29 protein-coding genes and 3 tRNA genes are annotated in these 21,120 nt (G+C 33.1%); 27 read left to right on the top strand and 5 right to left on the bottom strand.

Annotated features, from left to right (window positions below; all coding sequences use genetic code 11):
- Positions 1–2: 2 nt before the first annotated feature.
- The 13 genes from rplP to secY all read left to right on the top strand — a co-directional run bounded on the left by rplP (position 3) and on the right by secY (position 5,700).
- A complete protein-coding gene (gene rplP / locus CCO88_RS01760) occupies positions 3–428 on the top strand; it encodes a 50S ribosomal protein L16 (RefSeq protein WP_002779441.1) in 426 nt (141 codons plus the stop codon).
- Positions 415–600: a 50S ribosomal protein L29 gene (gene rpmC / locus CCO88_RS01765; RefSeq protein ID WP_002785533.1), complete on the top strand. Its 186-nt coding sequence runs from the start codon at positions 415–417 to the stop codon at positions 598–600. Before rplP ends, rpmC begins: the two co-directional genes overlap by 14 nt.
- A gap of 9 nt (positions 601–609) precedes the next feature.
- A complete protein-coding gene (rpsQ, locus tag CCO88_RS01770; protein ID WP_002825503.1) occupies positions 610–861 on the top strand; it encodes a 30S ribosomal protein S17 in 252 nt (83 codons plus the stop codon).
- On the top strand, positions 861–1,229 hold the full coding sequence (gene rplN / locus CCO88_RS01775; protein ID WP_002779438.1) for a 50S ribosomal protein L14: 369 nt from the start codon (positions 861–863) through the stop codon (positions 1,227–1,229). Before rpsQ ends, rplN begins: the two co-directional genes overlap by 1 nt.
- Positions 1,229–1,462: a 50S ribosomal protein L24 gene (gene rplX / locus CCO88_RS01780; protein ID WP_002779437.1), complete on the top strand. Its 234-nt coding sequence runs from the start codon at positions 1,229–1,231 to the stop codon at positions 1,460–1,462. Before rplN ends, rplX begins: the two co-directional genes overlap by 1 nt.
- Positions 1,463–1,465: 3 nt before the next feature.
- Positions 1,466–2,011: a 50S ribosomal protein L5 gene (gene rplE, locus CCO88_RS01785; RefSeq protein ID WP_002785534.1), complete on the top strand. Its 546-nt coding sequence runs from the start codon at positions 1,466–1,468 to the stop codon at positions 2,009–2,011.
- A gap of 1 nt (position 2,012) precedes the next feature.
- A complete protein-coding gene (locus tag CCO88_RS01790; RefSeq protein WP_002779433.1) occupies positions 2,013–2,198 on the top strand; it encodes a type Z 30S ribosomal protein S14 in 186 nt (61 codons plus the stop codon).
- Between the two features lie 9 nt (positions 2,199–2,207).
- Positions 2,208–2,603 (top strand): 30S ribosomal protein S8, encoded by a 396-nt coding sequence (rpsH, locus tag CCO88_RS01795; RefSeq protein ID WP_002779432.1) that lies wholly within the window; start codon positions 2,208–2,210, stop codon positions 2,601–2,603.
- A gap of 77 nt (positions 2,604–2,680) precedes the next feature.
- Positions 2,681–3,217, top strand: coding sequence for a 50S ribosomal protein L6 (gene rplF, locus CCO88_RS01800; protein WP_002779430.1), 537 nt, complete (start codon positions 2,681–2,683; stop codon positions 3,215–3,217).
- 9 nt (positions 3,218–3,226) lie between these two features.
- The gene (gene rplR, locus CCO88_RS01805; protein ID WP_002779429.1) at positions 3,227–3,583 is read left to right on the top strand and encodes a 50S ribosomal protein L18; all 357 of its coding nucleotides are present in this window, start codon (positions 3,227–3,229) and stop codon (positions 3,581–3,583) included.
- A gap of 11 nt (positions 3,584–3,594) precedes the next feature.
- Positions 3,595–4,038, top strand: a complete 444-nt coding sequence (gene rpsE, locus CCO88_RS01810) for a 30S ribosomal protein S5 (protein ID WP_002779428.1) — start codon at positions 3,595–3,597, stop codon at positions 4,036–4,038.
- 4 nt (positions 4,039–4,042) lie between these two features.
- Complete coding sequence (rplO, locus tag CCO88_RS01815; RefSeq protein ID WP_002783551.1) at positions 4,043–4,435, top strand: 50S ribosomal protein L15; 393 nt, start codon at positions 4,043–4,045, stop codon at positions 4,433–4,435.
- A complete protein-coding gene (gene secY, locus CCO88_RS01820) occupies positions 4,435–5,700 on the top strand; it encodes a preprotein translocase subunit SecY (RefSeq protein WP_002779426.1) in 1,266 nt (421 codons plus the stop codon). Before rplO ends, secY begins: the two co-directional genes overlap by 1 nt.
- 61 nt (positions 5,701–5,761) lie before the next feature.
- Here the strand turns inward: secY and CCO88_RS01825 are convergent, their stop codons facing one another.
- Positions 5,762–7,021, bottom strand: a complete 1,260-nt coding sequence (locus tag CCO88_RS01825) for an MFS transporter (RefSeq protein ID WP_002785536.1) — start codon at positions 7,019–7,021, stop codon at positions 5,762–5,764.
- 228 nt (positions 7,022–7,249) lie between these two features.
- Between CCO88_RS01825 and topA the strand changes: the two genes are divergently transcribed.
- The 6 genes from topA to CCO88_RS01855 all read left to right on the top strand — a co-directional run bounded on the left by topA (position 7,250) and on the right by CCO88_RS01855 (position 14,381).
- Positions 7,250–9,352: a type I DNA topoisomerase gene (gene topA / locus CCO88_RS01830; RefSeq protein ID WP_002839175.1), complete on the top strand. Its 2,103-nt coding sequence runs from the start codon at positions 7,250–7,252 to the stop codon at positions 9,350–9,352.
- 2 nt (positions 9,353–9,354) lie between these two features.
- Complete coding sequence (locus CCO88_RS01835) at positions 9,355–10,191, top strand: biotin synthase (RefSeq protein ID WP_002780005.1); 837 nt, start codon at positions 9,355–9,357, stop codon at positions 10,189–10,191.
- Positions 10,172–11,347, top strand: a complete 1,176-nt coding sequence (locus CCO88_RS01840; protein WP_002780007.1) for a cation:proton antiporter — start codon at positions 10,172–10,174, stop codon at positions 11,345–11,347. Before CCO88_RS01835 ends, CCO88_RS01840 begins: the two co-directional genes overlap by 20 nt.
- Positions 11,348–11,476: 129 nt before the next feature.
- A complete protein-coding gene (locus CCO88_RS01845) occupies positions 11,477–12,745 on the top strand; it encodes a citrate synthase (RefSeq protein ID WP_002779421.1) in 1,269 nt (422 codons plus the stop codon).
- A 73-nt stretch (positions 12,746–12,818) separates the two neighbouring features.
- On the top strand, positions 12,819–13,583 hold the full coding sequence (locus CCO88_RS01850; RefSeq protein WP_002780009.1) for a 3'(2'),5'-bisphosphate nucleotidase CysQ: 765 nt from the start codon (positions 12,819–12,821) through the stop codon (positions 13,581–13,583).
- Between the two features lie 36 nt (positions 13,584–13,619).
- Positions 13,620–14,381, top strand: a complete 762-nt coding sequence (locus tag CCO88_RS01855; RefSeq protein WP_002780011.1) for a hypothetical protein — start codon at positions 13,620–13,622, stop codon at positions 14,379–14,381.
- Positions 14,382–14,385: 4 nt separating this feature from the next.
- On the opposite strand, the gene CCO88_RS10575 is transcribed toward CCO88_RS01855, so the two are convergent.
- From CCO88_RS10575 to CCO88_RS01870, 4 genes are all read right to left on the bottom strand, one after another.
- Complete coding sequence (locus CCO88_RS10575; protein WP_002779418.1) at positions 14,386–14,559, bottom strand: hypothetical protein; 174 nt, start codon at positions 14,557–14,559, stop codon at positions 14,386–14,388.
- Positions 14,560–14,667: 108 nt separating this feature from the next.
- On the bottom strand, positions 14,668–15,444 hold the full coding sequence (locus CCO88_RS01860; protein ID WP_002809719.1) for a UDP-N-acetylmuramate dehydrogenase: 777 nt from the start codon (positions 15,442–15,444) through the stop codon (positions 14,668–14,670).
- Positions 15,441–15,710, bottom strand: coding sequence for a flagellar biosynthesis protein FliQ (fliQ, locus tag CCO88_RS01865; RefSeq protein ID WP_002779416.1), 270 nt, complete (start codon positions 15,708–15,710; stop codon positions 15,441–15,443). Before fliQ ends, CCO88_RS01860 begins: the two co-directional genes overlap by 4 nt.
- 11 nt (positions 15,711–15,721) lie before the next feature.
- The gene (locus tag CCO88_RS01870) at positions 15,722–16,585 is read right to left on the bottom strand and encodes a menaquinone biosynthesis family protein (protein WP_002780012.1); all 864 of its coding nucleotides are present in this window, start codon (positions 16,583–16,585) and stop codon (positions 15,722–15,724) included.
- 109 nt (positions 16,586–16,694) lie between these two features.
- Between CCO88_RS01870 and recA the strand changes: the two genes are divergently transcribed.
- The 8 genes from recA to CCO88_RS01910 all read left to right on the top strand — a co-directional run bounded on the left by recA (position 16,695) and on the right by CCO88_RS01910 (position 21,036).
- The gene (gene recA, locus CCO88_RS01875) at positions 16,695–17,726 is read left to right on the top strand and encodes a recombinase RecA (RefSeq protein WP_002779414.1); all 1,032 of its coding nucleotides are present in this window, start codon (positions 16,695–16,697) and stop codon (positions 17,724–17,726) included.
- Positions 17,726–18,970, top strand: a complete 1,245-nt coding sequence (gene eno / locus CCO88_RS01880) for a phosphopyruvate hydratase (protein WP_002839176.1) — start codon at positions 17,726–17,728, stop codon at positions 18,968–18,970. The genes recA and eno overlap by 1 nt, the downstream gene beginning before the upstream one ends.
- 65 nt (positions 18,971–19,035) lie before the next feature.
- The gene (locus CCO88_RS01885) at positions 19,036–19,239 is read left to right on the top strand and encodes a hypothetical protein (RefSeq protein ID WP_002839177.1); all 204 of its coding nucleotides are present in this window, start codon (positions 19,036–19,038) and stop codon (positions 19,237–19,239) included.
- Positions 19,229–19,891, top strand: coding sequence for a glycoprotein CgpA (gene cgpA / locus CCO88_RS01890; RefSeq protein WP_002839178.1), 663 nt, complete (start codon positions 19,229–19,231; stop codon positions 19,889–19,891). Before CCO88_RS01885 ends, cgpA begins: the two co-directional genes overlap by 11 nt.
- Entirely contained in the window at positions 19,891–20,730 is an 840-nt protein-coding gene (locus tag CCO88_RS01895) for a DNA ligase (protein ID WP_002791653.1), read from the top strand. The genes cgpA and CCO88_RS01895 overlap by 1 nt, the downstream gene beginning before the upstream one ends.
- A gap of 46 nt (positions 20,731–20,776) precedes the next feature.
- Positions 20,777–20,854 (top strand) — tRNA-Pro (locus CCO88_RS01900).
- A gap of 24 nt (positions 20,855–20,878) precedes the next feature.
- A tRNA-His gene (locus tag CCO88_RS01905) sits at positions 20,879–20,955 on the top strand.
- A gap of 4 nt (positions 20,956–20,959) precedes the next feature.
- Positions 20,960–21,036, top strand: a tRNA-Arg gene (locus CCO88_RS01910).
- Positions 21,037–21,120: the final 84 nt, after the last annotated feature.

A 21,120-nucleotide genomic window follows, 5' to 3' on the forward strand; every position in this document is an offset into this window, starting at 1 on the left:
TCATGTTAATGCCAAAAAGAACTAAATATCGCAAAATGATGAAAGGGCGTAACAGAGGTTATGCTAATCGTGGAACAGAATTTACTTTTGGTGAATTTGCATTAAAAGCAACTGAAGCAGGACGCATTAACTCACGCCAAATCGAAGCAGCGCGTATCGCTTTAACTCGTTTTGTTAAAAGACAAGGAAAAACTTGGATTAGAGTTTTCCCAGATAAGCCTTTGACAAAAAAACCTTTAGAAACTCGTATGGGTAAAGGTAAAGGTGCTGTTGAGGAATGGGTAATGAATATCAAGCCAGGTCGTATCATTTATGAAATGGCAGGAGTAAGCGAAGAAATGGCAAGAGAAGCATTGACTTTAGCTATGCATAAACTTCCATTTAAAACTAAGTTTGTTACAAGAGAGAGCCAAAATGAAATATACTGAGATTAAAGATAAAACAGCAGCTGAGCTTGCAACAATGCTAAAAGAAAAAAAGGTGCTTTTATTCACTTTAAAACAAAAGCTAAAAACAATGCAACTTACTAATCCAAAAGAGATTAGCCAAGTAAAAAAAGACATTGCTAGAATCAATACAGCAATTAACGCTTTAAAATAAGGATAAAAAATGGCATTTAAAAGAGAAATACAAGGCGTTGTTGTGAAAATCGCAGGTGAGAAAACAGCGAGTATTTTGGTTGAAAGAAAAGTGGTTCATCCAAGATATAGAAAAATTGTTAAACGCTTTAAAAAATATCTAATTCATGATGAGAGAAATGAAGCTAAAGTGGGAGATACCGTTGTGGCGGTTGAATGTAGACCACTTTCTAAAAGAAAATCATTTCGCTTAAAATCTGTATTAGCTACAGGAGTTGAGTAATGATTCAAAGTTTTACAAGACTTGCAGTTGCTGATAATAGCGGTGCAAAAGAATTAATGTGTATCAAGGTTTTAGGGGGTAGCAAAAGAAGATACGCTACCGTAGGTGATGTAATCGTTGCATCTGTTAAAAAAGCTTTACCAAATGGAAAAGTTAAAAAAGGTCAAGTGGTAAAAGCGGTTATCGTTAGAACTAAAAAAGAAATTCATAGAGATAATGGTTCTTTGATTCGTTTTGATGAAAATGCTGCGGTTATTCTTGACAACAAAAGAGAGCCTATCGGAACTCGTATCTTTGGGCCAGTGGGCAGAGAAGTTAGATATGGTGGCTTTATGAAAATCGTTTCACTAGCACCGGAGGTATTATAATGGCGGTTAAATTAAAAATCAAAAAAGGTGATAGCGTTAAGGTTATCACAGGCGATGATAAAGGTAAAACAGGTAAAGTTTTAGCGGTATATCCAAAAACACTTAAAGTGGTAGTTGAAGGATGTAAAATCGCTAAAAAAGCTATTAAGCCGAGTGAGAAAAACCCAAATGGTGGTTTTATCAATAAAGAAATGCCAATGGATATTTCCAATGTGGCAAAAGTTCAGGAGTAAGCGATGATGAGATTAAAAGAAAAATATAATCAAAGCATTAAACCTGCATTGGTTAAAGAATTTGATATTAAAAATCCTATGCTTATCCCTGTGATCGAAAAAGTAGTTATCAGCGTAGGTGCTGGTGAGTTGGCTAAAGATCAAAAAGTATTGCAAAATGTTGCAGATACTATTTCTTTGATAGCAGGACAAAAGGCTGTGATTACTAAAGCTAAAAAATCAGTTGCAGGATTTAAAGTGCGTGAAGGTTTTCCTGTAGGTGTAATGGTAACTTTAAGAAAAGAAAATATGTTTGCTTTTCTTGATAAATTAATTTCTATTGCTTTACCAAGAGTGAAAGACTTTAGAGGTTTAAGTAGAGATGGTTTTGATGGAAGAGGAAATTACAATTTCGGTCTTGATGAGCAGTTGATGTTCCCAGAAGTTGAGTATGATAAAATTTTAAGAACTCATGGTATGAACATTTCTATAGTTACAACAGCACAAAACGATAAAGAGGCACAAAAGTTGTTAGAACTTATCGGTGTGCCATTTACAAAAGGAAAGTAAGATGGCTAAAAAATCAATGATTGCAAAAGCGGCACGCAAACCTAAATTCAAAGTAAGAGGCTATACAAGATGCCAAATTTGTGGGCGTCCGCATTCGGTTTATAGAGATTTTGGAATTTGTAGAGTTTGCCTAAGAAAAATGGGTAATGAAGGCTTGATTCCAGGTCTTAAAAAAGCAAGCTGGTAAGGAAATAAAATGATAAATGATATAATTTCAGATTCACTAACAAGAATTCGCAATGCCGGAATGAGAAAGCTTGAAACAACCAAGCTTTTGCATTCTAAAGTTGTTGAAGCTTTAGTTGGAATTTTCCAAGCTAAAGGGTATATTGAAAGTTTTAATGTTATCGAAGAAGATAAAAAGAAATTTATCAATGTAGTTTTAAAATACGATGAAAAAGGTAAAAGCGTTATTAACGAACTTAAAAGAGTTTCTAAACCAGGTCGTCGTGTTTATAAGGGTAAAGAAGAAATTAAAAGATTTAAAAACGGTTATGGTACTATCGTAGTTAGCACAAGTCGTGGCGTTTTAGCAAATGATGAAGCTTATAAAGCAGGTGTTGGCGGCGAAATTTTATGTACCATTTGGTAAAAATCTGCTTTTTATGGCATTGGGTATCCATTCTTTTAAAAAAGTAGAAATATCCTAGACAAATAAAAAGGAAAAATATGTCTCGTATAGGTAAACAACCAATCGCTATCCCTAGTGGAGTAGAGGTTAAACTAGAAGGAAATTTGCTTAAATTTAAAAAAGGAAATTTAGCAAAAGAGCTTGATACAAAAGCAAATGTAAATGTTGAGATTAAAGATAATAACATTCTTTTCTCTCCTAAAGGTGAAGATAGACAAAGTAGAGCATATTGGGGAACTTATAGAGCTTTAGCTTACAATATCGTTGTAGGCTTAACTCAAGGTTTTTCAAAAACTCTTGAAATCAACGGAGTGGGTTATAAAGCTGCTTTAAAAGGTAAAGTTTTAGAATTAAGCCTTGGTTTTTCACATCCTATCAACTATGATATTCCAGAAGGAATTGAAATCACTGTGGATAAAAACAATGTTATCATTAAAGGAAGTGATAAACAAGTAGTAGGACAAGTTGCTGCTCAAATTCGTGAATTTAGACCACCTGAGCCATATAAAGGAAAAGGCGTTAAGTATTCTGATGAACGCATTATCCGCAAAGCTGGTAAGACATCTAAAAAGTAAGGATAGGCAATGAGAGCAAATGTACTAAAAAGAAAACTAACTTTAAGAATTAAAAGAAAAAAAAGAATTAGAGCAAAAATTTCAGGATGTGAAAACTTCCCAAGAATTTCTGTTTTTAAATCAAATAGAACTCTTTATATCCAAGCGATTGATGATGTTAAAGCTGTAACTTTAGCAGCAGTAGATGGACGCAAACTTGGCGTTAAAGCAAACAAAGAAGGTGCTAAAAAAATCGCTACTGAATTTGCTAAAGTTTTAAAAGCTAAGCAAATAGAACAAGCTGTGTTTGATAGAAATGGTTATGTATATCACGGAGTAATTGCAGCATTAGCTGAATCTTTAAGAGAAAATGGTATTAGGCTATAAGGGGTAAATCGATGGAAAAATATAATAGAGAAGAATTTGAAGAAGTAATCGTCGATATCGGCAGAGTTACTAAGGTTGTTAAAGGTGGTAGAAGATTTAGATTTACTGCTTTAGTTATTGTTGGAAACCGCAAAGGTTTAGTAGGTGTTGGTTATGGCAAGGCTAAAGAAGTTCCTGATGCTATTCGCAAAGCAGTTGATGATGCATTTAAAAATATCGTTGAAGTAAAAACTAAAGGATCAACTATTGCTCACGATGTTGAAGTAAAATACAACGCAAGTAGAATTTTACTTAAACCAGCTAGCGAAGGTACGGGAGTTATCGCGGGTGGTTCTACTCGTCCTATCGTAGAGCTTGCGGGTATTAAAGATATCTTAACTAAGTCTTTAGGTTCAAATAACTCAGCTAACGTGGTTCGTGCTACAATCAAAGCTTTAACAATGCTAAAAGGATAAGAAGATGAATTTGACAAAAGCAGCGGGATCAACGCATAAAACCAAAAGAATAGGCCGTGGCCAAGGAAGTGGAATGGGTAAAACCGCCACTAAAGGGGGCAAAGGTCAAACCGCTAGAAAGGGTTATAATGAAAAAAGAGGTTTTGAAGGAGGTCAGCAACCTCTTCAAAGAAGATTACCAAAAGTTGGTTTTACTTCTAAAATCGCAAAACCTTATGTGATTAATGTTGAAAAAATCACAGCCGTAAAAGAGCTTAATGAAATTACAATTGAAAGCATCAAAAGCGTTCATAAAATTTCAAAGTCTGTTACTAAAATTAAATTAATCGGTGCAAGTGCAAAAGACTTAGCATCAAAAATTAAAGACGAGAATATCAGCGTCACCGGATCAAAATAATGAATAAGGCATTGACGAATAAGATTTTAATCACCTTAGCTTTCTTGTTTGCTTATAGGGTTCTGGCTTATGTGCCAGTTCCTGGCGTCAATGCTGATGTGATTGCGGAATTTTTTAACAATAATCAAAACAATGCTTTGGGTTTATTTAATGTTTTTAGTGGTGGGGCAGCAGAACGCTTTTCTATCATTTCTTTAGGTATTATGCCTTATATTACTGCTTCGATTATCATGGAGCTTTTAGCAGCTACTTTCCCAAATATCGGTAAAATGAAAAAAGAACGCGATGGTATGCAAAAATATATGCAAATTATCCGTTATGCAACTATAGTAATCACTTTAGTTCAAAGTATCGGTGTGGCTATAGGACTTCAAAGTTTACATGGAAGAGGTGGAGCAGGCGCTATAATGATAGAAAATTTAAATATGTTTATTGCGCTTTGTGCAATTTCTATGCTCGCAGGAACTATGCTTTTGATGTGGATAGGTGAACAAATCACACAAAGAGGTATAGGAAATGGTATTTCTTTGATTATTTTTGCAGGTATTGTTTCAGGAATTCCAAGGGCTATTTCGGGTACAGTAGGACAGATAAATTCAGGCGAAATGAATTTCTTAACCGCTTTTGTTATCCTTGCTTTGATTTTAATCACTATTGGCGTGATTATATATGTAGAGCTTGGAGAAAGAAGAATTCCTATTTCGTACTCGCGTAAAGTAGTAATGCAAAATCAAAATAAGCGTATTATGAACTATATTCCAATTAAAATCAATTTAAGTGGAGTTATTCCGCCGATTTTTGCTAGCGCTATTTTAATGTTTCCTACGACTATTTTGCAAACAAGTACAAATCCGTATTTGCAAGCTATCAATGACTTTTTGAATCCAAATGGTTATTTATTTCATGTTTTGACTTTCTTGTTTGTGATTTTCTTTGCGTATTTTTATGCTTCTATAGTATTTAATGCTAAGGATATAGCGGAAAATCTTAAAAAACAAGGGGGTTTTATCCCTGGAATTCGTCCAGGCGAAGGGACAGCAAATTATCTTAATGAAGTAGCTTCTCGTCTTACTTTATCGGGTTCTATTTATTTAGGACTTGTAGCAACCTTGCCTTGGGTTTTGGTTAAATTCATGGGTGTACCTTTTAATTTTGGAGGTACTTCTGTATTGATTGTAGTTCAAGTTGCATTGGATACAATGAGAAAAATTGAAGCTCAAATTTATATGAATAAATACCAAACCTTAAATGCAATAGGTTTATAAACTTTTAACACAAGGAGGAGATATCTCCTTGTGTTTTATACTTTCTATAAAAAGCGATTTTTCATCTTTGTTTTAAAAATAAAAATACAATACAAACTATAAAATTTAAAATAGCCCATATTAAAAACGCATCAACAAGTCCTAATTGTCTTACTATAGGCTGAGAGATAATCGGGCTTAAGAATTGCCCTAAAAATATACAACTAGCTAAAATTCCATAAGCTCTAGCTCGTGCATTTTCAGGACAGATTGAAAAAAGATAAGCAGTGTTATTTACAAGCATGATACCTCCACCCATTCCAAGCAAGGCTAAAGCAAATAAAACAGCGATAAAATCATCAATCAAAAAGAGTATCAAAAAAGAACAGCCCACAATGAATAAAGTAGCAATATAAATCATTTTAATACTTAAAAAACGCATGATATATTTGTAACTTAGAGAAAAAATACCATAACAAAGTGCAGAAATTGACATTGAAATCCCTATAAATTTAGGATCTAAGCCTAGATGCTCTTCTATATAATAAGGAAGTTGTGTAGGGGATATATAATAAACCACCATGATAAAAAATCCTATAAAATAAATAGGAAAAAATTTCCAGTAATTAGTTTTTTCTTCTATCTTTGTATGATTGTAAAATTTAAATTTTCTTGGCTCAAAAAGATAAATCATGGCTATGAGGGTGATTAAAATTCCAAGCCCATAAACCAAAAAAGGATAGCGCCAAGAATAACTTGAAACAAAGCCCGCTATAGAGATAAACACTGCACCACCTACCGCACAAAAAAAGCCTTGAAGACTTAAGGCATTTTCTCTACGGTTAAAGCCACCACGACTATAATAATCTCCCAGCAAAGCCGAAGCACCCGTCATTATAAAAGCCGTTGCCATCCCAAAAATAGCTCTTGAAGTGAGTATGGCATAGATATTATTTAAGAAAAAACCACTTACTCCAGCAAGTGTCCAAACAATCATTGCAGGAAAAACAAATTTTAATTTACCCAGTTTATCCATTAAAATTCCTGCAAAAGGAGATAAAATCACAACGAAAATAGCAGGTAGGGTTAATACTAAACGCACTAAAATATCAAGATGTGCTAGGGTAAAATTTGTTTGCATATTTGCACCTGATTGGATTAAAATATCTTCAAAATGTCTATTGATTGCAGGCAGTGCTGATGAGATTACCACGCTTCCTAGCATAGTCATTGCCGCCATGGAAAATACTGCGATTTTAAAGCCTGATTTTTCTGTGATCTCAACTATTTTTTTATCTAATTTTGTATCATTGGGGTGAAATTTATAAGATTTTTTCTTCATATTTGAACCTTTTTAGTTTTATTATACTCAAAAATTTTTCTTTTGTATTTAAAATTACTTCTATTTGTAATTTATACTCCTGTTTTTCATTTGTATAGATAAAATATCTTTCATTATAAGTAGAATTTCAAAAATTTTTAGCTAAATTCAGCTTTTAATTTTTTATAGAAATTATTTATCTTTAATTATTAATAGTATTTTTAATGAAATTTACAAAGGCAGTAGCAAATGAAAAAAAATTTGATCATAGTCGAATCTCCTGCAAAAGCAAAAACTATAGGCAATTTTTTGGGCAAAGAATATGAAGTCATAGCTTCTAAAGGGCATATAAGAGATTTACCTAAATCAAGTTTTGGTATAAAAATAGAAAATGATGAATTTATCCCTGAGTATAGAATCACAAGCGATCATAGTGTTTTAGTTAAAGAACTTAAGGAAAAAGCAAAGGGAGCAAAAGAGATTTATTTAGCAACCGATGAGGATAGAGAAGGAGAGGCTATAGCCTATCATATTGCAAAAGCTATAGGCAAAGATGAAAATGTCTTACCGCGTATCGTTTTTCATGAGATTACCAAAAATGCTATCGAAAATGCTTTAAAAAATCCTAGAAAACTTGATATGAATTCTGTTAATGCTCAGCAAACTAGGCGTTTATTAGATCGTATTGTAGGATATAAATTAAGTCCTTTGCTAGGGCAAAAAATTCAAAGAGGCTTAAGCGCGGGCCGTGTTCAAAGTGCAGCTTTAAAGATCATAGTCGATCGTGAAAAAGAAATTCGTGCTTTTGTTCCTTTGGAATATTTTAGTATAGATATGATATTTCAAAAGGATTTAAATGCAGAACTTGTCGAATTTGATAAAGCAAAGATAGAAAAGCTTACTCTTACAAATAAAGATCGTGCAAAGCTTGTTTTTGAAGCGTGTAAAAATGAAAATTATGCTATAAGCGATATAGAAAGCAAAGAAAGAAAAATTGCTCCACCTCCACCTTTTATGACTTCAACCTTACAACAAAGTGCAAGCAATCGTTTGGGATTTAACCCTAAAAAAACTATGATGATAGCTCAAAAACTTTATGAGGGAGTAAATACTCATGAGGGTGTGATGGGGGTTATTACTTATATGAGAACCGATAGTTTAAATTTAGCCAAAGAAGCAGTAGAAAATGCAAGAAAATTCATACAAGCAAATTTTGGCAAAGACTATCTTCCAACCAAAGCAAATGTTTATACTACAAAAGCTAAAGGCGCTCAAGAAGCTCATGAAGCTATACGCCCTACTAATTTAAATTTTACTCCAGAAATCGCAGCTAAATTTTTAGATAAAGACGAGTTAAAGCTCTATACGCTTATCTATAATCGTTTTTTAGCTTGTCAGATGAATCCTGCTATCTCTCAAACTCAAAATGTTTTTGTAAAAAATGACAGAGCAGTGTTTAAGATAAGTGGTAGGAAAATTCTTTTTGATGGGTATTATAAAGTTTATGGTGATATGGATAAGGATAAAATTTTACCAAATTTTAAAATAGGTGAAAATTTAAAAATACAAAATTTAGAAATGAACTCACATTTTACAGAACCTCCTTCAAGATATTCCGAAGCTGGACTTGTGAAAAAACTTGAAAGCTTAGGCATAGGTCGCCCTTCAACTTATGCGCCGACTATTTCTATACTCACAAGCCGTGATTATGTAAAAATCGATAAAAAACAACTCATTCCTAGTGAAGTCGCTTTTAGTGTAACTGAAGTGCTTGAAAAGAATTTCAGTGATATAGTAGATAGTAAATTTACTTCAAATCTTGAAAATACTTTAGATGAGATTGCAGAAGATAAAGCTAATTGGCAAGAAACTTTGAAAGAATTTTATTATCCCTTTATGAGGAAGGTTGAAGAAGGAAAAACAAAAATTGCAAGCCAAAAAACGGTGACTAAATTGGGTGAAAATTGCCCTGATTGTGGTGGTGAACTTGCGATTAGAAAAGGGCGTTTTGGAGAATTTGTAGCTTGTTTAAATTTTCCAAAATGCAAATACTCAAGAAATTTAAAAAATGAAAGCAAGAATGAAGCTGAAGTAAGTGTTAGCAAGGCTAAAGCAAAGGGCATAGGCATTACTTGTCCAAGTTGCAAAGAGGGTGAGATAGTAGAGCGCCTTTCAAAACGCGGTAAATTTTATGGTTGTAGTGCTTATCCAAAATGTAATTTTATAAGTAAATATAAACCAAGCGATGAAAAATGTGAGGAATGTGGAGAAAATTTAGTGATAAAAGAGCTAAAAAAAGGCACATTCTTAGAATGTTTAAAATGCAAAATTAAAAAAGAAATAAAGGATTAATCATGCAAATCATGCTTTGTGCTATTTCAAATATAGCCAGTGGAAATTGTTCTGAAGATTGCAAATACTGCACCCAAAGCGCTCATGTAAAAACAGATATTCAAAAATATCGTCGTAAAGAACTTTCACAAATCGTTTTAGAAGCAAAAATGGCAAAGAAAAATGAAGCCTTGGGTTTTTGTTTGGTTACAGCAGGACTTGGGCTTGATGATGAAAAGCTTGAGTATGTTTGTGAGGCTGCTAAGGCTGTGCAAAAAGAAGTGCCTAATTTGCTTTTAATTGCCTGTAATGGTATGGCAAGCGTGGAACAACTCAAAGAACTTAAAAAAGCAGGAATTTTTTCTTATAATCACAATCTTGAAACTTCTAAGGAATTTTTTCCACAAATTTGCACCACTCATACTTGGGAAAGTAGATTTCAAACCAATTTAAACGCTAAAGAAGCAGGACTTATGCTTTGTTGTGGTGGAATTTATGGTATGGGTGAGAGTGAAGAAGATAGACTAAGTTTTAGAAAATCTTTGCAAGAATTACAGCCTTTTTCAACGCCTATTAATTTTTTTATAGCCAATGAAAATTTAAAACTACAAGTTCCAAAATTAAGTGCTGATGAGGCTTTAAAAATTATAAGTGATACTAAAGAAGCTTTGCCTAATACTGTGGTTATGGTAGCAGGAGGTCGTGAGGTGGTATTGCAAGAAAGACAATATGAAATTTTTAAAGCAGGTGCAGGTGCTATTGTAATAGGAGATTATCTTACTACAAAAGGTGAAGAACCAAGTCGTGATATAGTAAAACTTAAAGAAATGGGATTTACTTTTGCATCCGAGTGTCATTGATTCACAGGGTTTAATTGATCTACAAATTCTTATTGTTATAGCTTTATGTTTACTATTTTCTCCACATATAGCTAAAATTTTGCGCTTACCGATTTCAGCTACTGAAATCATTTTGGGCGCACTTATGGCGTATTTTGGTTTTATAGGTAAGAGTGAAAATTTTACTATTTTAGCTAATGTGGGTTTTTATTATCTTATGTTTATAGCGGGTATGGAAGTCAATTTGCGCGCTTTTTTTAATATGGATAAAGAAATTGCCAAAAAAAGCTTTTTTTATATCATATTGCTTTATTCTTTTTCATCGGCTATAGTATGGGTTTTTGAACTTTCTTTCGTGTTTGTTTTGATTATTCCGGTTATGAGCGTGGGGCTCTTATCCTTGCTTTATAAGGACTTTGGTAAAGAGTGTTACTGGCTTAATACAGCTATGATAGTAGCAACATTAGCTGAGGTTGTTTCCATAGTGCTTTTAACCATAGCTGGAGCTTTTTTACGCGAGGGGACAAATATTATCGATGTAGTACAAAGCATTTTATATCTTAATATATTTTTAGGGCTTTGTTTGCTTGGTTTTAAAGTTTTAGGTGTGCTTTTTTGGTGGTATCCCCAACTTAAAGTCGTGCTGATGCCTTGGGAAGATAAAAATGAAAAAGATATAAGATTTTGTATGGCAATTTTTATTTTGATTATCGTGGCTATGATTATTACAAAGCTTGAAATCGTTTTAGGCTCTTTTATTGCAGGTTCTTTTATCGCAACTTTTTTTGACCATAAAAAGGATTTAGAGCATAAACTTTCTAGTTTTGGGCATGGTTTTTTAATTCCGATTTTTTTTATCCATATAGGAACTACTTTCGATCTTAAAATGATTTTAGAATATGAAATCGTATTTGATGCTATTTTGCTGATGTTTGTGATGGTAGGTTTGAGAATTTTGTGTGCCAGTGTTTTTTGGAAAAAAATTGGCTTTCAAAATATGGTTTTATTTGGACTGAGTCACTCTATGCCTTTGACTCTTCTTATCGCTACTGCTACGCTAGGATATTCAGGAAAAGTTATCAGCGAAGAACTTTATTCGGCGCTAATTTTAACAGCTTTATTTGAAGCTATTGTTGTGATGAGTGCGATTAAATTTATTTCAAATATTAAAAAGTAATCTAAATAACACAGGTTACTTTTTTACTCAAAAAGGTTAATGAATTTTAAAATTATTGACAATGAAAAAGTTGAAAATCGCCTTTTTTAGCTAGAATTACTAAAAGTAAAGATTAAAAAAGGAGCAAAAATGTCAAATTCTGTTACTGTAACTGACAATAGAAATGGTAAAAGCTACGAATTCCCTATATATGATGGTACTACTGGTCCAAGTGTTGTGGATATGGGGAGTTTTTATAAACAAACAGGAATGTTTGCTTATGATGAAGGTTTAACTTCTACAGCTACTTGTAAATCAAAAATTACTTATATTGATGGTGAAGAGGGTGTTTTAATGCACCGTGGCTATCCTATAGAATGGCTTGCTGAAAATAAACTTTTTTTAGATGTAGTGCATCTTTTACTCTATAAAGAACTTCCAAGCAATGAAAGACTTGAAGCATTTAGATATGAGCTTAAAAAACGCTCTTATATACATGAGGGTATGCATCGTCTTTTTGATTCTTTCCCTGATAATGCTCACCCTATGGCCGTTTTACAAGGCGCTGTTTCATCTCTTAGTGCTTTTTATCCTGATCATTTAAATATGAATGTTAGAGAAGAGTACATGGAAATGGCTGCTAGAGTTGTAGCAAAAATTCCTACTATAGTAGCCGCTGCTTATCGTTATAAAAATGGTTTTCCTATGGCTTATCCTAATTTAGATCGTGGATTTACTGAGAACTTTTTATATATGTTAAGAACCTATCCTTATGATCATGTTGAGCTTAAACCTATAGAAGTAAAAGCACTCGATACTGTATTTATGCTTCATGCAGATCATGAACAAAATGCTTCTACTTCTACTGTTCGTGCCGTAGGTTCTACTCATGCGCATCCTTATGCATGTATTTCAGCAGGTATTGGAGCGCTTTGGGGTCATGCTCATGGAGGTGCAAATGAAGGCGTTATTAGAATGCTTGAGGAAATAGCTACTGTTGATAGGGTGGATGAATTTATAAAAAGAGCAAAAGATAAAAATGACCCATTCCGCTTGATGGGCTTTGGGCATAGGGTTTATAAAAATTTTGATCCGCGTGCAAAAGTACTTAAAAAGCTTCGTGATCAATTAATCGATGAGTTAGGTATTGATACGAATTTGATTAAGGTGGCAACTCGTATAGAAGAGATTGCCTTGCAAGATGATTATTTTGTACAAAGAAATCTTTATCCAAATGTAGATTTTCATAGCGGCTTAATTTTAAAAGCTCTAGGAATTCCAAATGAAATGTTTGCAACGCTTTTCGTGATCGGACGTACACCAGGCTGGATAGCACAATGGATAGAGCAAAAAGAGCAAGAAACACTAAAAATTGTTCGTCCAAGACAGCTTTACCTTGGAGAAACCAGTAAAATTTAAATGATTGTGTGAAATTAACTTTTTCACACAAACTTCTTATATAATTTCAAAAGAATATTTTGAAAGTCTTACAATGTTTAAACTCGATAATTTACTAAAAACCGCCATAGATGCCAGTAATGAAGCCTCTAAAGCTATTTTAAAAGAAAGAAAAAACCTACAAATTTGGCAAAAACAAGATCAAAGCCCCTTAACATCAGCCGATCTTGCTTCAAATGAAATTTTAAACGATATTTTAGGAAAAACAGATATTAAAATTTTATCTGAAGAAGGTTTGCTAAGTCAGGAAGAAAGTAAAAATTTGCAAAGTTATTGGCTTATTGATCCGCTTGATGGTACAAGTGGGTTCTTAAAAGGTAGTGATGAATTTTGCATTATGATCAGTTTGATTCATGAAGATAGACCTATTTTAGCTCTTATAAAAAATCCTTCAAAAGGCGATATTTTTTACGCTCATCAAAATACTAGAGTTTATAAAAATGATAAAATTTTAGATATAAGCGAACAAGATTTTATAGACAATCAATCTAAAGCTCTTTTAAGTGTTAATCATCTTAGTAAAGAGGATGAAAATTTTGCTAAAAAACACAATTTGACGCCTATTAACATAGGATCAGGGCTTAAATTTTGTGCTATTTTGGAAGGTAGAGCAGGGGTTTATAAGCGTTTTGAGAAGTTAAATAGTTGGGATATTGCAGCTGGAGATTTTTTAGTCAATCAAAAGGGTGGTTTTATGGGAACCTTTTCTAAGGAAATGATTTTATATTCCCCTTTAAATTATAAGTGCGAGCCTTTTATTTGTGTTTCTAAAAAAAGTTTTTTAAATATATATACATAAAAACAGCATATAATTTTAAAATCTTAAAGGATAAAAATGAAAATTTTTCTTATTTTATTTATGAGTATTTTGTTAAATTCTAGTCTTTTTGCAAATAATTTTTCGCAAAAAAAAATCATTAAACTAGAACAGCAAGAAAGTTTTGAAATCATAGATCTTCAACAAAATGTTGAAAAACAAAACTTAGATCAGCAAAAAGGGATTTTTGATAGCTCTAGTTTGATGAGTAAGAAAGAAAGCATTCGTAAAGATAATGATGTTGATTTTGCTATAGCTATGAGTTTTAGGCAAAATTTTGGCTATGCTTTGGATGGTTTTAACATAAGTGCTAAAGAATTTTCTACTCTTTTTGCTAAAAATTTAGTGGATAATTTAAGATTAAATTTTGTAAATTCAGCTGCAAACGGTGTTTATCAAGATTTAAGAACTTTAGCTCGTTTTAGTCCTAAAGACTCTAAATTGCTTAATGTATCTCCTTTTTTAAAAAAAGAAAAAGACAAAAGTCAAATTTATGCCAAATTTACAGACTATCTTGTGGTGGTAAATTTAGATGATTTTTATGTAAATATCACAAATTATTTTGTTGCAATAACCAAAAATGCAGTAGCTAATATTAACTTCAAAGTTGTTTCTACAAGTAATGGTAAAATACTCACATCAAAAAATGTAAGATTAAATTTTGCACTTCATGCACAAGATCCTAGGGTAAATTATCAAGAACTTGTAAATCAAATGCCAAATATGCTTGCTGAAGTTATAAACAAAGAGTTAGAAAAATTAAATTTAACAGTGCAATAAAAATTTAATCGTTGATTTGCCTAATGCGATCTTGTAGCTCTTCTATGCTTAAAAATTCTTGTCTTAATTCCTTTGCGATTTCATGCGCGGTTATAGGATCAAGACTTGATAAAATTCTTTTAAGCTCGTAAGTGATTTGCCATTTAGTCATTTCTTCTAGGTTGATATTTATTTGCATGAATTATCCTTTTATCGTAAGAAAAAATTGTCTGATTGTAGCGTGAATTTGATTAAAAAATGCTATCTTTTTAAAAACATATATTAAAGAAAGAAGTAGAAATTTAATTTAAATGATAATCACTTCTTCTTCTAATTTTATGCCAAATTCCTCAAAAACCTTTTTTTTGGCAAGTTCGATAAGAAAAATAGCATCATCAAAACTTGCATTTTTTTTATTGATCAAAAAATTTGCATGCTTGACGCTTAACATCGCATCTCCTTTGCTAAAGCCTTTAAGTCCTACAGCCTCAATGAGTCTTCCTGCAAAATCTCCTTTTGGATTTTTAAAGATAGAGCCAAAGCTTGCTCCGCTAGGTTGATTGTTTCTTGCATTTTTTAAATTCTCATCTTTTATCTTATCAAAACCAAAACCGAGTTTAAATTCAGCCCAAAAAAAAGGCATATTTAAAGGGCAAAAGCGGTAACTAAAATCAATATTTTCGCGTAAAATTTCACCTTTTGAAGTGGCAATTTTGACTAAATTCTGACTGATGCACTCATCTTTAAGCCCTGCATTCATTTTTAAAAGTCCACCAAGCGTACCAGGAATTTTGCTAAGGTATTCAAAACCATAAAGATTATTTTCTTTGGAAAAACGATACATTTGACTTGCTTTTGTCTTACAACCTATGCGAAGATGTAAAAAGTCTTTATTTTGCTCTAAAATTTCAATAAAATTAAAATTATCGCTTAAAATTCCTATATTTTTAGGCTTAGGGCTTATAAGGAGATTGTTCGCACCGCCTATTAAAAAGCCATCAAATTCGCGAATTTGTTCTAAAACTTCGACCTCAAATTCGCCTCCAATCTTTACAGATGAATATTTCTTAAAATCGATAATCATTTGATAAAAGTTGGAATTTGATTTAAAATATTTTCGGTAAAATCAATCATTGTCGTAGTCATCCAAGGCATTAAAAAGATGATGACTATTACTACTAAGATGATTTTAGGCACAAAAGAAAGCGTCATTTCATTAATCTGTGTTGTAGCCTGAAAGATACTGATAATAAGCCCCGCGATAAGCCCCGCTAAAAGCATGGGCAAAGAAAGCAAAAGTGTGATTTTAAAGGTTTGCACTCCAAGAGCAACCAAGGTGCTTTCATCCATTTTAATCCTTTTTAAGAATTTCTAAATTCTTCATACTCGCTCGGGATAAGATAATCCTTAGCATGTATGATTTTATCATAAAATTTATAATCATATCCCAGTTTAAAAAGCACATCCACTGCTTTAAATTGCGTTTCGCTCATGCAAATGGAGTTTTTATTGGCATATAAATTCAAATAAGTATCAAGTTTTTCCTCATTAACGCGGATTAAATTTCTTTCCATTAGCATAGGGGCCAAAATGCGGCGATTAGAATTTGCTATTTTTACAGCATTTGTAAGATCTCTTTCTATCTTGATAGCATCGCTAAGCGGCAAAGAGCGACGCAAAGCCATTCCACCCAAAGGTAGAGGTAAATTTTCTTGTGCAAGTTCTAGCCATATATTCCAAATTTCAGCTTCCACACAAAGACTACTGTCAAATTCTAAAATGCTTTCATGGATTAAAACCCCTGCATCCACTTCGCCGCTTAAAACTGCATTTTCAATTTCTAAGAAATTTTTATAAATGATTCTAGCTTCTGGATATTTCATACGAAAAATTAGAGCGTTGGTAGTGTTTGCGCCACTTAATGCAACTTTAAAATTTCTTTTTAAATGTGTATTTTGTTTTTTGATAAGTTTTGGCCCATAACCCTCACCAAAACTTACTGCGGTGCGCAAAAGAGCGTATTCTTTAGTAATTAAAGGATAAAGTCCAAACGAGATCGCTGTAGCATCAAATTCATTTTTTAAGGCTAAATCATTTAAAGTTTGTATATCTAAAGCCGTATTTTTATAGTCAAAATCATTCCCTATCCATCCTAGTTTAATTGCCATATACATAAAAATATCATCCGCATCGGGTGAATGTGCGATTGTAATTGTTTTTTTCATAGCTTTCCTAATTTTTAATGAAATAATTTTTATTCTATCAAAATAAACTATTATTTAATTTTATTTTGTTAAAATTCTAGCTAAAAATTTGCAATTTTTAAGGAAAATAATGGACGATAATAAGAAAAAATCGCTTGATGCCGCCTTAAAATCGCTCGATAAAGCTTTTGGCAAGGGCACTATTTTAAGGCTTGGAGATAAGGAAGTAGAGCAGATTGATAGCATAGGAACAGGTTCTGTAGGACTTGATCTTGCACTTGGTATAGGCGGAATTCCAAAAGGAAGAATTATTGAAATTTATGGGCCTGAAAGTTCAGGTAAAACAACTTTAACTTTGCATATTATAGCAGAGTGTCAAAAAGCGGGTGGGGTTTGTGCCTTTATCGATGCTGAGCATGCTTTGGATGTAAAATATGCTAAAAATTTGGGCGTAGATACAGATAATCTTTATATTTCTCAACCCGATTTTGGTGAGCAGGCTTTAGAGATCGTTGAAACCATAGCACGAAGTGGGGCTATAGATTTGATAGTTGTAGATAGCGTTGCGGCGCTTACTCCAAAAGCTGAAATCGAAGGCGATATGGGAGATCAGCATGTAGGGCTTCAAGCAAGACTTATGTCTCAAGCATTAAGAAAGCTTACAGGAATTGTCCATAAAATGAATACAACCGTGATTTTTATCAACCAAATTCGTATGAAAATTGGCGCTATGGGTTATGGAACTCCTGAAACAACAACAGGAGGAAATGCACTCAAATTTTATGCTTCAGTGCGTTTAGATGTTAGAAAAGTAGCGACTTTAAAACAAAATGAAGAGCCTATTGGTAACCGTGTTAAAGTTAAAGTAGTAAAAAATAAAGTAGCACCTCCATTTAGACAAGCTGAATTTGATGTAATGTTTGGAGAGGGTTTAAGCCGTGAGGGTGAATTGATCGATTATGGTGTAAAACTTGATATAGTAGATAAAAGTGGTGCTTGGTTTTCTTATAAAGATAAAAAATTGGGTCAAGGTAGAGAAAATTCAAAAGCTTTCTTAAAAGAAAATCCAGAAATAGCTGATGAAATTACCAAAGAAATTCAAAATTCTATGGGTATAGAAGGCATGATTAGCAGTAGCGAAGATGAAGAAGGAGAAGAATAATGTTAGTAATTGAAGATGTTAGGGCATATGAAGTGCTTGATAGTAGAGGAAATCCAACTGTAAAAGCAGAAGTTGTACTTAGTGATGGGAGTATGGGTGCAGCTATAGTTCCAAGTGGTGCAAGTACAGGTTCAAAAGAAGCCTTAGAATTGCGTGATAATGATGAAAGATTTGGCGGAAAAGGCGTTTTAAAAGCTGTTGCAAATATCAATGAGAGCATTGCAGATGAAATTTTAGGACTAGATGCTTTTAATCAAATTCAACTTGATGATACTTTGCGTGAGCTTGATGGAACAAATAATTACTCAAATTTAGGTGCAAATGCGACTTTAGGCGTATCCATGGCAACAGCTCGTGCGGCTGCGGCTGCTTTGGGAATGCCTTTGTATCGCTACTTAGGTGGTGCAAATGCGAGCATTTTACCTGTACCAATGTGTAATATCATAAATGGCGGTGCTCATGCAAACAACAATGTAGATTTTCAAGAATTTATGATCATGCCTTTCGGTTTTACCAGTTTTAAAGAAGCTTTGCGTTCAGTTTGTGAAATTTATGCGATATTAAAAAAAGAACTCGCAAATTCTGGACATTCTACGGCTTTAGGTGATGAAGGCGGTTTTGCTCCAAATTTAGCTAACAACACAGAACCTATCGATCTTTTAATGACTTGTATCAAAAAAGCAGGTTATGAAAATCGTGTAAAAATCGCTCTTGATGTAGCAAGTACAGAATTTTTCAAAGATGGCAAATATCACATGGAAGGCAAGGCTTTTTCAAGTGAGGATTTGATCGAACGCTATGTAGAACTTTGTGCAAAATATCCAATTTGCAGTATCGAAGATGGCTTAGCTGAAAATGATTTTGAGGGCTGGATCAAGCTTACTGAAAAATTGGGCAATAAAATTCAGCTTGTAGGCGATGATTTATTTGTAACTAATGAAGATATTTTAAGAGAAGGCATCATCAAAAAAATGGCAAATGCTGTGCTTATTAAACCAAATCAAATCGGAACTATTACCCAAACTATGAGAACTGTGCGTTTAGCGCAAAGAAATAACTATAAATGTGTGATGAGTCATAGAAGTGGCGAAAGTGAAGATGCTTTTATAGCAGATTTTGCTGTAGCTTTAAATACAGGACAAATCAAAACAGGAGCCCTAGCAAGAGGTGAAAGAACCGCAAAATACAATCGCTTACTTGAAATTGAACTTGAAAGCGATGAATACTTAGGAGAAAAGCTCTGAGTGATTTACTTAAAGAATACGACGAAAGCACAAGAAAAAAAAGTTTTTATACCCATGTTATAAAAATGATTTTTTGGGCTTTTCTTGTTGTAATTGGAGCGATTTATTTTGGCAATATGTTTTTTGGGCAGTATTCTTTAGATACTTTATTAAGCTTAGAAAATACCAAAGAAGAGCTTAATAAAAAGATTATTTTGCTCAAAGAACAAAATGCTAAAGCACAAAAAGATTATTTTGAATTAAAAGGATTATACCCAAATGAAAACTAGAATTTTGGCAATATTTTTTATTTTTACCTCTCTTTTATATGCTGATGAAAATCCTTTCAAGACAGATCAAAATATAACCTTGGTTGCTCCACCTGAATTTCAAAAAGAGGAAGTTAAATTTAATTCTAGTGCAAGAATTTTAAAAAGCATCACTTTTAATTATATCAATTTAGACGGAAGTGAAGATAAGATCGATTTAGATGTCAATAAAAGTATTGATTGGCACGATACTTATACTCTTGTGCGTACTAAGAGCCCAGATCCTTCAAAAGTTTTTGATGTTTCAGTAACCATACCTGAACGTAATGATTCTAAAAAAGAATCCAATGGTACAGCAAATATAGAAATACCGCTACAAGTTGATAAAATTTATGATTTTATATCTTATGCAGTGTATAAAAATAAAATCAAACTCAATACTAGTGATGAGCTTATTAGTGATTTTTCCATAGGTAATCCTAGTAAAATTGTAGTGGATTTTAAATCAGATCTAGTAAATCCTACTAAAAACATACGCATTAGTAATTCTCTTTTTAAGCGTATAGATTTTGGCTCTCATAAGGGGTATTATAGACTTGTGATATATTTGGATGGAAATTATAATTACAATATCCAAAAAGATGCTACAGGATATATGATCAATCTATTGTGATGAGAATTTTTGTTTTTTTATGGTGTGTTAGTTTTGCTTTTGCTAGCGATATTTTACTTTTAAGCAAGATAAGTGAACAAGAAATTCAAAATAAGAATTTTAATGGCTATTTAATGAGTGAAAAGCTTGATGGAGTCAGAGGAATTTGGGAAGCGGGAAAATTTAAAACCCGCCAAGATAATCCAATTTATACTCCTTCTTATTTTACTTATAATTTTCCTAGCTTTAAGCTTGATGGGGAGCTTTGGATAGCTAGGGCTAAATTTGATGAGGTGTCAGCTTTAATTCGTGGCGATAATCTAGACTCAAGCCTTTGGAAAAGTGTTACTTATAATGTTTTTGATGTACCCAATGCTTGTGAAGAATTTAAACTCACTTCTTGTACTTTAAGCAACCGCCTTAAGGTTTTAGAGCAGTATTTGCAACAAAATCCCAATCCTTATATAAAAATCATAAAGCAAATTCCTATAAAAGATCAAGAGCATTTAAAAGAATTTTATAAAGATATTGTCTTAAATAAGGGCGAAGGTGTAGTTATACGCAAGGATCTTGCTCCTTATGAAAAAGGCAGAAGTAAAAACGCTTTTAAATTAAAACCTTATGAAGATGCTGAATGTAAAGTCATAGGTTATACTGAAGGTAAGGGTAAATTCCAAGGTAAAATCGGCGCTTTACTCTGTCAAATGCCAAATGATAGGGTGATTAGAATAGGCAGTGGTTTAAAAGATAAAGATAGGGAAAATCCACCTAAAATAGGCTCTATTGTTACTTATAAATTTAATGGGTTGACTAAAAATTCCTTACCGCGTTTTCCAGTTTTTTTACGCATAAGGGATTAAAATTCTTGACTTTGTTTTCTTTTTCTGATATAATACCTACTTTTTTCGGGGTGTAGCGCAGTCTGGTTAGCGCACTTGGTTTGGGACCAAGGGGCCGAAGGTTCGAATCCTTTCACCCCGACCATTTTTTATAAATTTATACAAAATGGTGAGTGTAGCTCAGTCGGTTAGAGCATCAGATTGTGGTCCTGAGGGTCGTGGGTTCAATTCCCATCACTCACCCCACTAAGCGTTCGTAGCTCAACTGGATAGAGCAACAGACTTCGGATCTGTAGGTTATGGGTTCAATTCCTATCGGGCGCACCACCAAATTTTTATATGCGTTCATAGCTCAGCTGGATAGAGCAACGGCCTTCTAAGCCGTAGGTCAGAGGTTCGAATCCTCTTGAG

The sequence above is a fragment of the Campylobacter coli LMG 9860 genome (genome assembly GCF_000254135.1).
In the GTDB taxonomy this organism is placed as follows: Bacteria; Campylobacterota; Campylobacteria; order Campylobacterales; family Campylobacteraceae; genus Campylobacter_D; species Campylobacter_D coli.